This is a genomic window from Azospirillum sp. A29, assembly GCF_042604625.1.
Lineage (GTDB): Bacteria > Pseudomonadota > Alphaproteobacteria > Azospirillales > Azospirillaceae > Azospirillum > Azospirillum palustre.
Window position 1 is genome coordinate 1,064,060 of record NZ_CP170466.1, and the last position, 12,743, is coordinate 1,076,802.

The window sequence follows — 12,743 nt, forward strand, 5'->3', positions numbered from 1 at the left end:
CATGCGTTCGATGATTGGGACGTGGTTTGGAGCCCGACCATAGCCCTTGCCGGCGGGGCGGTGGGAAGATTCTTGCCGCCCGGCATCCCGGCAGAACCGTCCGTCATCGGCAAAAGATTCCGGGAAAGTTTTTCGGACGCCCGGCCCGAACCTTTGGGCCCAACCCTGCCCTTTTTGCCGACCTATTTTTATTTCATAGCAAATTCAGTCACTTATGGCACATCGGAGCAGTTGGCACGGCGCTTGAAAGAGTGGTGTCAGGAAAACGCACGTTGCCTCGCCGGTCAAATGACCAGGGGCGGGGACAGCCTCAGAAGGAGACTAGGACCATGGCCGGAAATGTGACCCTGACCGCTTCGATGCGCACCAACCTGCTGCAGCTGCAGAACACGCAGGCCGGTATCGACAAGAAGCAGAACATCCTGTCGACGGGCAACAAGATCAATTCGGCTCTCGATGGTCCTACCGCCTTCTTCGCCGCCAAGGGTTTGAACCAGCGCGCCGGCGACCTGTCCTCGCTCAAGGACGCGATGGGCCAGTCGATCAGCACCATCCAGGCCGCCGACAAGGGCCTGACCTCGATCGACTCGCTGGTCGACCAGGCCAAGGGCCTGACCACCGCCGCCTACGCGGCACTCGGCAACGACGCCGCCTCCGTCGCCTCCCGCAAGGCGCTGGCCAGCCAGTTCAACACGCTGAAGGACCAGATCGACAAGCTGGCTGCCGACAGCGGCTATCAGGGCAAGAACCTGATCAATGGCAACGGCATGAGCATGGACAGCACCAGTGCGTCCCGTGCCGCCGTCAACAGCATGACCGGTGTCGACAACGCCCGCGTTACCAACGTCATCTCGGCCGACACCTACTCGATCCGCGTCAAGGGCGACGGCTCGATCGAAGGCAAGACCGCCGACATCTCCAAGACCGAGAATGCGCACGGCTTCATTGGCCTGAAGCTGTCGGGCACGATGTCCGGCTCGCTGGGCAGCTTCTCCGACGTCCAGATCGAGGTGCGCGGCGCCAACGGCCGTTCCCGCGACTTCATCGTGTCGGACGGCGACGAGAGCCGCACGATCTCCTACTTCGACAACACCCAGACCATCGAAGCGAAGCTGACGACGGCCGCCAAGACCGGTTCGGCGCAGGTGTCGACGGTGAATGTGGGCGGGACGATCGAAGAAGGCGATATCTTCACCATCACGGTGGAAGGTCAGTCCTTCAGCTACACCGCGACGAAGGGCGACGTCGCCGTCGGCCAGAACGCTTCGGCCCAGGTGGCCACCCAGTTGAGGGCCTCGATCAGCACGGCCCTCACCGGTACCGGCCGCCTGGTCGGCAAGGACGTCGCCTCCGCCACCGTCACCGCAACCGGCACGATCACCCTCACCGGCAACGCCACGGCCGGCGCGGTGCGCGAAATGACGGTGACGACCAGCGCCACCAACGCGCTGACCAAGAAGATCTCGGAAAGCTTCGCGTCGGGCACCATCGTGTCCTTCACGGTCGACCGCCGCCTGCTGGAATCGGCCAACAACCAGGGCAACGGCGTCTCGACCATCGAGAAGAAGGTCGACCTGCAAATCCAGGTCACCAACTCCAACGGCGCCCAGGTCACCCGCGACGGCATGAACGACAAGGGCGACGGCAAGCTGACGGGCGGAGAGCAGTCCTTCAACTTCGACAGCGGCACCGTCCGCATGGAAATCGACGCGAAGACGATCAAGAAGGCGGCCTCGGCCAACTGCTCTGCCAACATCGTCACTAAGCAGATTTCCGACGCCAACACGTCGAACGACATCACGGTCCAGCTGAACGAGCGCAACACCAACGCGATCACGGTGAACGCGGTCAACCTGTCGACCAGCGGCCAGGGCCTGCAGCTGGACGGCGCGCAGAACGGCTGGATGGACCGCTCCGACATCGACAAGGCGGTCGCCGGCCTCGATCACGCCAAGGCGACGATCCGCTCCGCCTCGCAGAATCTGTCGACCAACCTGAACATCATCACGACCCGCGAAAGCTTCACCAAGGAGTTCAGCGACGTGCTGACGGAAGGCGCCAGCAAGCTGACGCTGGCCGACCAGAACGAGGAAGGCGCCAGCCTGCTGATGCTGCAGACCCGGCAGCAGTTGGGCACCATCGCCCTCTCGCTCGCCAACCAGTCGCAGCAGTCGATCCTGCGTCTGTTCTGATCCGGGACAGCGATCCGACACATGGAAAGGGGCGCCCCCACCGGGGCGCCCCTTTCCGATTCCGGGCTTTCCAACGCCGGCAGGCGCCGGTCACCGCGGGCGCAGGCTCTCCGCGATCAGCGCACGGGCGTCGGCCGCCAGCGCCGCGCGGCCCTGGCCCCGCGTGTACATCATGTGGCCGCCGGGATGCACCGTCACCGCCACCCGGCCGCGTTCGCCCTCCGGCAGTTCCAGCCTCGACGCCACCCAGCGCGAGGCCATGTAGGGCGTGATCAGGTCGGTGCGGCCATGGACGATCAGCACCCGCAGCGCCGGCTGAAGGGTCAGTGCCGTTTGCAACGCATCCACCGCGCTCGGCACCGACATGCGCGGCCACTCCCAGTTCCGGTTCACCCGGTCGCTGAGCAGCCGGTAGGGCTGCTCCGTGCGCACCGCCAGCGCGTCGTGGGCATAGGCGGCGAAGGCCGTGCTATAGGTCGGCACCGTGCCCTTCAGGAAGGGATCGAACGGCACGCGCGGCGCACCCGGATCGGGATCGGGAGCGGTGAAGGTGCCGTCATAGATGCTGAGAATGCGGCCGCGGTCGCGCAGCAGCTCGCGGGTGAAGACACCCATCGGCACGCGCCCGCGCTGGCGCCGCACCGTCTCCACCGGCAGGCCGGTGATGCGCGCCACCTCGGCGAAGACGTCCCGAGCGTCATCGAGCCGTCCGTAGTCGAGACCGGCCAGCCCGGTGAGATAGGGACCGAGGGCAAAGCGCTCCGCCGCCTCCGCCGCCTGTTCGGGCGTGCCGGAGGTGCGGCCGAGCGCGGCGGCGGATGCCGCCATCGACGGCAGCTTCCAGGCCGGGCCGAGGATGCCGTCCTCGTCGATGGCGGCGAAATCGACGACGGGGGAAACCAGGATCAGCCCGTTCACCGCAAGCCCGACCTGATCGATCAGCTCGTCCGCCATCTTCGCGATGCGGAAGCCGCCATAGCTCTCCCCCGCCAGGAAGGTCGGCGAAGACCAGCGGCCATTCCGGGTCAGCCAGAGCCGGACGATCTCGGCCATCGACCGCGCATCGCCGTCCACCGACCAGAAGCGCTTTTCCGTCTCGTCGGGCTTCACCGCGCGGCTGTATCCGGTGCCGACCGGATCGATGAAGACCAGATCGGTGAAGGCAAGCCAGCTGTCGGGATTGTCGACCAGCGGGGCTGGCGGCGGCGGCAGAGCCCCGTCGGGACCGAAGGCGACGACCTTCGGACCGGCAGCGCCCAGATGCATGTAGGCCGACGCCGCCCCCGGCCCGCCGTTGAAGACGAAGGTGACCGGGCGCGGACCGGCGGCCGGCGTCTTGGGGTCGGCGGTGTAGGTCACCGTGAAGATGCGCGCCGCCAGCTCCTCCTTGGCGCCGTCGCGCAGCGGCAGGAACTCCGCCGTCGCGGTGTAGGCCAACGCACCGTCCGGCAGCGGCAGGCTGTGGCTGGTCACGCTGCGCTGCGAATCGAACCCCCGGAGGTCATCCGCTTTGGAAGCGTCGGCCTTTGCGGTTTCGGATTTGGCCCCTTCTGACTTGGCAGCAGCCGTTCCGGCGTGCTCAGGCCGGTCCTGCTGGGCGCCCCCATCCGCATCGGCGGCCGACGCGGGCGCCAGCGGCGCAAGCAGCAGGGCCGGGAGCAAGGCTGTCGCCAGCAGGCGTGACAGGCTGCGGCTGCGGCGGGACGTGGGCAGGGGCTGCATCGGCAAATCCAAGGCGGTTTCCGGATCGGTCTCCGGGCCTCGCATATTGCGGCGGCGGCTTCGATCCGCAACCCGCACATTTTTGCGCAGGGTTGCGCCGGCCGCCTTGCCGCGGTCTACAGAAAATCACATGTTGAGTAACCCAAAAAGGTAACGCCTTTTGGGATAAGGTCAGTTTATTGCCCATGCGGGCCAACTTTGACGGGATGCGCCGACATGTTCCTTCCACGGCACGCCACGATACGCACACGTTTGTTTCTCGGCTTTGGCGTGGTTCTTGTGCTTCTGATCAGCCTGACCGTCATCGGGGTCCGCGAGGTGCGGAAGATCGACGCCGACCTCACCCGGATCAACGAGGTCAACAGCGTCAAGCAGCGTTACGCCATCAATTTCCGCGGCAGCGTCCATGACCGGGCCATCGCCCTGCGCGACGTGGTGCTGACAACCGACCCGGCGACCCTGTCGCTGGTGCTGGCCGACATCGACCGGCTGGCAGCCTTTTACGAAGACTCCGCCAAGCCGCTCGACGCCATGTTCGCCAGCATGACCGACATCGAGCCGGAGGAACGGCAGCTGCTGGCCGGCATCAAGGAGATCGAGGCGAAGAGCCTGCCGGCGATCAAGACGGTCATCGCCGCCCGCAAGGCGAACGACATGGCCGCAGCGCAGAAGGGGCTGATGCAGGACGCCCGCCCGGCCTTCACCGAATGGCTGAAGCGCATCAACGCCTTCATCGACCTGCAGGAGCGCAAGAACCAGACCATCGCCGCGCGCGCGCGCGAGGTCGCCAAGGGCTTCCAGACGCTGATGCTGTCGCTGTGCGGTGCCGCCCTGCTGCTGGCCGGCGCCTTCGGCCTGTGGACGGTGGCCGCCCTGCGCCCGCTGCGCCGCCTGACCAACGCCATGCTGACGCTGTCGCGCGGCGATCTGACCGTCACTGTCCCGGCATCGGATTCCAGGGACGAGATCGGGCAGATCACCGGTGCAGTCGAGGTCTTCAAGGCCAACGCGGTGGAAGCCGATGCCTTCCGCCGCCGTCAGGCCGAGGCGGAACATGCAGCCGAGGAGCGCAAGCGGGCCGAGATGGCCGCGCTGGCCGACCGGTTCGAGAATGAGGTGAAGGGCGTGGTCGACAGCGTCGCCTCCTCCTCCACCGAGGTGCGGGCACTGGCGAAGTCGCTGGCGACCACAGCCGACCATACCGAGACCCAGGCGACCACCGTCGCCGCCGCGTCGGAGCAGGCATCGGTCAACGTCCAGACCGTGGCCGCCGCCGCGGAGGAACTGGCCGCCTCCATCTCCGAGATCGGTCGCCAGATCGGCGAAAGCAGCCGCAAGGCCAAGCAGGCCGCCGATCAGGCCGACGGCACCAACCGCATCGTCGACGGCCTGTCGTCCAAGGCCAACCAGATCGGCGACGTGGTGAACCTCATCAACTCCATCGCCGGGCAGACGAACCTGCTGGCGCTGAACGCCACCATCGAGGCGGCACGGGCGGGAGAGGCGGGCAAGGGCTTCGCCGTCGTCGCCAGCGAGGTGAAGAGCCTCGCCAACCAGACCGCCAAGGCGACCGGCGACATTTCGCAGCAGATCGCCGAGATCCAGACCGCCACCGCCGACGCGGTGGAGGCGATCCAGAGCATCGCCGCCACCATCGGCGAGGTGAACGTCATCGTCGGCACCATCGCCCAGGCGGTCGACGGACAGAACGCCGCCACCATGGAGATCGCCCGCAACGTCCAGCAGGCGGCAGCCGGCACCAACGAAGTCTCGTCCTCGATCGGCGGCGTGCTCCAGGCGGCCTCCGAAACCGGCAGCGGCGCATCGCGCCTGCTCTCCTCGTCCGGGGAGCTGTCGAAGCAGGCGGAGCTGCTGCACACCCAGGTGGACCGGTTCCTGGGCAGCGTGCGCGGCAAGGTCTGATGAAGTGCGCGAACGGCCGGGCGTTCGCGCAACATCCCGAAAACCCCTATGGGACTCAACATATAAAATTGCCTATCCTGCACGGATGATGCGTCAATCCTATTTCGCGCACCAATGAAGGGTTGTGCAGATGTCCGTCCTGACCCTGTCCCGGAAATTGTCTCTGCTGCCTTTGTCTTTCGCTCTGGCCTTGCTGGTCGTGGGGGGCGTCGCCGTCTCGGCGCTCTCCATGGTCGACAGTGCGAACCGTCAGGTTCTGATCACGGGGGAAGCCCTGTCGAATCATCAGGCAGGCGACATGATGCACGACGCCCTGCGTGCCGACGTGCTTGCCGCTCTTCTGACCGGCCCGGACGGAGCCGAAGCGGAGCGGGACGAGGTCCGAAAGGATCTCAAGGAACATGCCGACACGTTTCGCGAGGCGTTGAGCGCCAACCGGCATCTTGCCCTGAGTCCCGCCATCGGCAAGGGGCTGGATGAACTGCTGCCCGAGATGGAGGAGTACATCCGGGCGGCGGAGGGGCTGATCGAGGCGGCCCTGCGCGACAGGGCGAAGGCGAAGGACGGACTTGCCGGCTTTCTGGAGCGTTTCCATCGGCTGGAGGAGCGCAACGAAGCCCTGTCCACCTTGATCCGGGCGGAAAACCAGGCGAGCAACGGCAATTCGGCCAGCATCACGACCTACGCCTATGTGCTGATCGGCGTGGTGACCGCACTGGCCATCGGCGGATCGGCCCTGATGGCGCTGGTGATCGGCCGTTCGATCACCCGGCCGCTCGACCGCGCCGCGGACGGAATCGCCGAGATCGGACGCGGACGACGCGATATTGCATTGAGGTATCCGGTGGACGATGCCATCGGCCGGGTGACCGCGGCCGTGATGCTGATGCAAAGCCAGGCGAGCGATCTCGACCGCCGCCGGGTCGAGGAGGAGACGCGGCGGGACGAGGAGCAGCGCAAACTTGCCGCCCTGAACGACGCCACGGACCGCTTCACCCACCAGACCGAGATCATTCTGAGCGGGCTGGGCACCACCAGCGAACAGCTTCAATCCACCGCCGGCACGATGTCCGAGGACGCAGGCCGCGCGGCGGACGAGGTCGGCCATGTGCGCGGGCATGCGGACACCGCGAGCCGCATCGTGAGCGACGCCGCCGCCGGCGCCGATGGGTTGGGAGCCCTCATCGACGAGGTGAGCCGCCACAGCGGGAAGGCCGCCCAAATGACCGCCGACGCCGTCCAGCGGACCGATGAAGCCGCGGGCCGCATCCGCGAACTGGCCGAGGCGTCGCGGCGCATCGGCGAGGTCGTCGGGCTGATCAATTCGATTGCCAGCCAGACCAACCTGCTGGCGCTGAACGCCACCATCGAGGCGGCACGGGCCGGGGAGGCCGGCAAGGGCTTCACCGTGGTCGCCAGCGAGGTCAAGAGCCTGGCGGGCCAGACCGCACGTGCGACCGATGACATCCAAAGCCAGGTCGCCGGCATCCAGACCAGCGTGGACGAAGCGGTCCATGCCATGGACGGTGTTTCCCGGACGGTGGATGCGGCCCGGGACAGCGGAGCGGCCATCGCGGATGCGGTGTCGCGCCAATCGGACGCGGCGGAGGGCATCCTGCGGGCGATGAAGGACGGGTCGGGCGCGGTGACCGCGATGTCCGGCATGCTGGGCGGCGTCCACGACGTCATCGTGCGGACCGACCGCACCGCTGGCGAATTGGCGGGGGCCGCGGCCAAGCTGCGCCGGGAGATGCAGCAGTTGCGAACGGATGTCGACAGCTACACCCGCACCGTGCAGACAGCCTGACGGCGGATACCCGGTTCCTGCCGGGATGAGCGAGGAGGGATGGTCGGGAATTGCGAATCGCGCCCTCCCCCGCTACACAATGGGCATCCGCGCGATGCCATCCCGTTTTCCGGAGCCCTCTTTCCATGTCGACCCTGCCCGATCAGGCCACCATTGCCGCCACCGCGGCCAAGATCCTGCTGGAGATCAAGGCGCTGCACTTCAACGCCGAGACGCCCTTCATCTTCACCTCGGGTTGGGCCAGCCCGGTCTACACCGACTGCCGCCGCATCGTCTCCTTCCCGCGCGCCCGCAAGGCGCTGATGGATTTCGCCGTCGCCACCATCGAGCGCGAGATCGGCTATGAGGCCATCGACGCGGTGGCGGGCGGCGAGACCGCCGGCATCCCCTTCGCCGCCTGGATCGCCGACCGGCTGGAACTGCCGATGCAGTATGTGCGTAAGAAGCCGAAGGGCTTCGGCCGCAACGCCCAGATCGAGGGGCTGCTGACCGAGGGGCAGCGCGTCCTGCTGGTCGAGGATCTGGCGACCGACGGCAAGAGCAAGGAGAACTTCGTCACCGCCCTGCGCAATGGCGGCGCCCAGGTGACCGATACCTTCGTGATCTTCCACTACGGCATCTTCCCGCAGTCGAAGGTCAACATGGACGCCATCGGCGTGCGCCTGCACGCGCTGTGCACCTGGTGGGACGTGCTGAAGGTCGCCCGCGACAACCGCTATTTCGACGAGAACACCCTGTCGGAAGTCGAAAAGTTCCTGAACGACCCGGTCGGCTGGTCGTCGGCCCACGGCGGCAAGTCGAGCATGTGACGATATCGGGGGCGGTGGAGTCGCCGCCCCCCTGCGATGTCAAGCTGATGTCAGGCGTGGGTGCCGTCCGCCGCCGCCTGTTCCGGCGTTGGGACATGGGCGAAGCGAACCCGGACGATCTCCCAACGGTCCTGCGCGCCCTCGACGCACCCATCGCAAGGCCTGCGGTCCAGCACCTCGAAGGACAGCGAGGACAAACCGTCGCCGGCCGGGATCTTGCCGGAAGACCAAAGCTCCTGAAGCACGCGGCGGTTCACCAGGGAAATGGGGGATGGCGTCGCGTCCGGCGTGAAGCCGTCGTTGGCATGGTCGAGCGGCTGGAAACGCCCCTTGCGCCGGCCGGTGGGGATGCGGCGCGCCCGGATGCGCAGCGAAAAGTCGAAATCCTCGTATCCCCAGCCCCAAAAGAGGTTGGAATAGCCGTCGACCTGCCGCATCGCCGCGTTCGGCATCAACAACGCGCCGCCCATCGTGCTTTCGAGGTTGGTCGTCACCGTGCGGTCCGAGCGTCCCGGCGCCACCGGGCGCAGCTCCGCCCCGTACCATAGGATCGGGGTGGGACAGTCGGCCCAGGAATAATCGGCATCGACCGGCAGATAATCGATGTCGTGCAGGCAGACATAGTCGCTCTGCCTTTCGCCCAGCAGGAAGCCGGCATTCTTCAGCGCCCCACGGTTGAAGGGAAGCCCGGCCTCCTGCTCCACAAAGGTGACGCGATAATCGATCGGCTGCGCCAGACGGTCGAAATAAGCGCTCACCCAGGGAACGAACTGCCGGAGATGGTCTTCGCGATCCCGGTAGGGGACGACGATGTGCAGCCGCGCTGCTGTGCTCTCGCCGGTGGTCATGCGTTCTCCCCTTCTCCCTGCATGGCGGATGCCGGACCGCCGGCGTCCTCAGCCGTAACGGCGATCGGGCGCGGTGCCCCGCCGGCCCGGTGAATGTCCCACATCGCCCGGTAGGCCGCCTCCAGATGCCGGGTGAAGCGCGGCGTGTCGAACAGCGGACAGACCGGCCGGTTGAGTGCCAGCCGCTGCCGCAGGTCGCGGAGCCGTCCGGGCGACCGGGCGAGCGCCACCGCCTCCGCCTCGTAGGCTTCCTGCCCGTCGACGATCAGCTCGGGCAATCCGGCCGCCCGCAGCAGGCTGGCCGCCACGCGCCCGGCGAAGGTGGTCCCGCGCCGGGTCAGCACCGGCAGGCCCGCCCACAGCGCGTCGCTGGCCGTCGTGTGGGCGTTGTAGGGAAGCGTGTCGAGGAACAGGTCGGCCAGCCGGTGCCGCGCCAGATGCTCCGCGTGCGGCAGGGGTTGGGCGAAGACCAGCCGGTGGGGATCGAGACCGCGGGCCTCGCCCTCGCGGCGCAGGTTGACCGCCACCTGGGAGGTCCCGGCATAGAGCCACAGCACGCTGCCCGGCACCGCCGCCAGGATGCGCGCCCAGCCGTCGAACAAGGCGGGCGTCAGCTTGTAGGCGCTGTTGAAGCAGCAGAAGATGAAACCATCCTCGGGCAACCCGCAGTCCCTGCGCGTCGGCGTGGCCTCGGCGATGGCGCGCCGGCGGTCGTTGGGCTGATAGCAATCCGGCAGCCGCACCACCCGCTCGCTGAAGAAGCCGTCCTCGCCCGGCGCGATCACCGTGGGATCGGCGACGATGTAGTCGACATAGCCCGCCCCCAGCGTCCCGGGATAGCCCAGCCAGTTGACCTGCACCGGGGCGGGACGAGCCGCCAGGATCGAGGTGCGTGAGAAGGAGGTGAAGCCGGTCAGATCGACCAGGATGTCGATGCCGTCCGCCGCGATTGCCCGCGCCGCATCGGCGTCGGTGTGGCGGCGCAGGTCGACGAAGCGCTCGATCCCGCGTTGGAACCGCTGGCGCAGCGCGCTGCCGTCGTCGAGGCCGGTCGAATAGGCGGTGACGGCGAAGCGGGACCGATCATGGGTTTCCAGCGCATCGACCATCAGGTGGCCCATGGCATGCTCACGGAAATCCGACGACAGATAGCCGATCCGCAACCGCCCATCGCCTGCGGCCGCCATCGTCGCCGTCGCCGCCGGCCGGGTGACGGTCCCGGCGCCGCGGGCCTTCGCCAACGCCCAGCGGGCCGCGGCGGATTGCTGGTCGGCGAGGGTCGAGGCGCAGGACAGGACGTCGAAGGGCGACACCCCCTCCGCCCCGGCGCGCACCTGCCGGAGAAGCTCCGCCTCCAGCCCGTCCAGATCGCGCCAGTCGCACAGAAGCCTCTGCTGATGCACGAGCTGGCCGAGGGCTGCGGCATGGCCGGGAACCAACCGGAGGACCCGCCGGCAGGCATCCACCGACTGAGTGCTCCAGCCGGCCATCGCGGCGGCCATCGCCAGATCGGCCTGGGCATCCGGATCGCCGGGGGCCAGCGCCACCGCCTTGCGCAGAACGGCCACCGCGGCATCGGGGCGGACGGCCTCCGCCAGCACACTGCCCAGCCGCCGCCAGGCCTCGCCGTTCGCCGGCTGCCTCGCCAGCAGGGCCCGCAGGACCGCCAGTGCGCCATCCGCCTCGCGCAGCCCCGACAGAGCCTGGGCCAGATTGATCTCGGCCACCGGAAAATCCGGTTGCAGCTCCAGCGCCGCACGGTATTCGGCCACCGCTTCGTGCCAGCGTCCAAGTTCCTGCAAGGCGCTGGCGAGATTGTTGCGCGCCGCCGGGTTCAAAGGCTCCAGCCGGGCCGCAGCCGACGTGGCGCGCCATGCCTCCTCCAGACGCCGCGCGGCACCGGCGGCATTGCCCAGGGCCAGCCAGTTGCGGGCGCTCCCCGGATCGAACGCGACCGCAAGACGGCCGGCGGCGAGCGCCTCCGCCGGGCGACCGCCGGCGTCGAGCAGGCCGCTCAGGTTGTGCCAGCAGTCGGCATCCTGCGGCGCAAGGCCGAGCGCCTTGCGGAAGGCGGCTTCCGCCTCGGCTCTCTGTCCGATGGCATGGAGCGCCACGCCCAGCTTGGACCAGGACGCCGCGTCGGCGGGATCGATCCGCGCCGCCTCGCGATGAGCGGCGGCGGCCTCCGCGAACCGGCCGAGGTCCTGAAGGGCGACGCCGAGGTTGTTGTGGATCTCTCCAAGATGGGAACAGGTCGCCAGCACCTTGCGGTAATGCGGCTCGGCATCCTGTGGGCGCCCCTGCCGGTGCAGGGCCAGCGCCAGACCGTAATGGGCGTCGGCCGATGCGGGGGCGACCCGCAGAGCGGCGCCATAGACCGTCGCCGCCGCATCCCAGCGGGCCATGCCGGCCATCGCCGCGCCGAAATCGAGATAGACCTCCAGATCCTTGGCGATGGCCAGAGACTTCTGGAACAGGACCACCGCGTCGCGCGGGTTGCCCAGCCGCAACTCCACCACCCCCAGCCGGTGCAGGGCCGCCGGGTTCTGCGGCTCGGCCCGCAGGACGTCGAGGTAGCGGGCCCTGGCCTCCTCCAGCCTGCCGGCGTTTTCCGCCGCCACGGCACGGGAAAAATTGGTCATGCGCTGCTGCCGATCGCCGCTGGCGGTTGAAGGAAACGGACCGGGCTTCTGTCTGCCACAACCGGCCCTAGTCGCGCCAGCGCGTGTGTTCCATGATGCGGGGAATCTCGGCCGGACGGCTCCCGTCCCCCCATTGCGAGATGTCGGGAATGGTTGTCACGCGATGGCGGCGGCCGAGCAGGCTGAGGATGCTCTGGTCGTGGCGATGGTCGCGGAACTCCGGATAGTTTGGCAGGCCGCATTCGTTGGGCGCGTCGGTGATCAGCCGGGCATCCTGGCAAAGCCGCAGCCATTGCGCGACGAAGTCCATGGTTTCAGGCCCGCGTTCGCACATGATGAAGCTGCCCATGATCTGCGGCGCCTCGACGACATCGGGCCGGTCCAGCCCCATGAAGTGGAAACAGTCGCGCTTGGTCCAGACACCGTTGCGGTGATCATCGTCCAGCGTGAACAGCAGGATCGGCAGATCGCGCCGCTGCCGGCAAATCTCGATCAGCGGATCGACGCTGTGGACGAAATGGGCGCCGCTGTCGCTGTAGAACAGGATGTCGCCGTCCTTCAGATCCTCGCGCAGCAGCCGGTCGATGAAGTAAGGCTTCCACAGCCAATAGCCGGCCCCGCGCGGCTGGTCCAGCACATGCCGGTTCCGCGATGCGAAAGCGGCATCGATGCGCTGACGCCCCATCATCGCGACGCCGTCGAAGCCGCCGGTCTCCATGCCGGTCCTGCCATTGTATTTCTGCGCCGTCGTGAAGGCCCCGTCGGCATAATTCAACAGCACCCGCCTCATCGCTCCACCT

8 protein-coding genes are annotated in these 12,743 nt (G+C 67.7%); 4 read left to right on the top strand and 4 right to left on the bottom strand.

Translation table 11 applies throughout. The annotated features are described in order from the left end of the window. The first annotated feature begins 329 nt into the window (after window positions 1-329). Entirely contained in the window at window positions 330-2,192 is a 1,863-nt protein-coding gene (locus tag ABNQ38_RS19890; protein WP_377809870.1) for a flagellin, read from the top strand. 90 nt (window positions 2,193-2,282) lie between these two features. On the opposite strand, the gene ABNQ38_RS19895 is transcribed toward ABNQ38_RS19890, so the two are convergent. Next, window positions 2,283-3,914, bottom strand: a complete 1,632-nt coding sequence (locus ABNQ38_RS19895; protein ID WP_377809871.1) for a S10 family peptidase — start codon at window positions 3,912-3,914, stop codon at window positions 2,283-2,285. A 216-nt stretch (window positions 3,915-4,130) separates the two neighbouring features. On the opposite strand from ABNQ38_RS19895, the gene ABNQ38_RS19900 reads away from it, so the two are divergent. From ABNQ38_RS19900 to ABNQ38_RS19910, 3 genes are all read left to right on the top strand, one after another. Further along, complete coding sequence (locus tag ABNQ38_RS19900) at window positions 4,131-5,837, top strand: methyl-accepting chemotaxis protein (protein WP_377809872.1); 1,707 nt, start codon at window positions 4,131-4,133, stop codon at window positions 5,835-5,837. A gap of 130 nt (window positions 5,838-5,967) precedes the next feature. Beyond that, on the top strand, window positions 5,968-7,644 hold the full coding sequence (locus ABNQ38_RS19905) for a methyl-accepting chemotaxis protein (RefSeq protein WP_377809873.1): 1,677 nt from the start codon (window positions 5,968-5,970) through the stop codon (window positions 7,642-7,644). A 125-nt stretch (window positions 7,645-7,769) separates the two neighbouring features. Beyond that, the gene (locus tag ABNQ38_RS19910; RefSeq protein WP_014247028.1) at window positions 7,770-8,453 is read left to right on the top strand and encodes an orotate phosphoribosyltransferase; all 684 of its coding nucleotides are present in this window, start codon (window positions 7,770-7,772) and stop codon (window positions 8,451-8,453) included. 50 nt (window positions 8,454-8,503) lie between these two features. On the opposite strand, the gene ABNQ38_RS19915 is transcribed toward ABNQ38_RS19910, so the two are convergent. The 3 genes from ABNQ38_RS19915 to ABNQ38_RS19925 all read right to left on the bottom strand — a co-directional run bounded on the left by ABNQ38_RS19915 (window position 8,504) and on the right by ABNQ38_RS19925 (window position 12,733). Further along, window positions 8,504-9,301 (bottom strand): galactosyltransferase-related protein, encoded by a 798-nt coding sequence (locus ABNQ38_RS19915; RefSeq protein ID WP_377809874.1) that lies wholly within the window; start codon window positions 9,299-9,301, stop codon window positions 8,504-8,506. Continuing rightward, window positions 9,298-11,943 (bottom strand): tetratricopeptide repeat protein, encoded by a 2,646-nt coding sequence (locus ABNQ38_RS19920; protein WP_377809875.1) that lies wholly within the window; start codon window positions 11,941-11,943, stop codon window positions 9,298-9,300. The genes ABNQ38_RS19915 and ABNQ38_RS19920 overlap by 4 nt, the downstream gene beginning before the upstream one ends. 67 nt (window positions 11,944-12,010) lie before the next feature. After that, window positions 12,011-12,733: a hypothetical protein gene (locus ABNQ38_RS19925; protein ID WP_377809876.1), complete on the bottom strand. Its 723-nt coding sequence runs from the start codon at window positions 12,731-12,733 to the stop codon at window positions 12,011-12,013. Window positions 12,734-12,743: the final 10 nt, after the last annotated feature.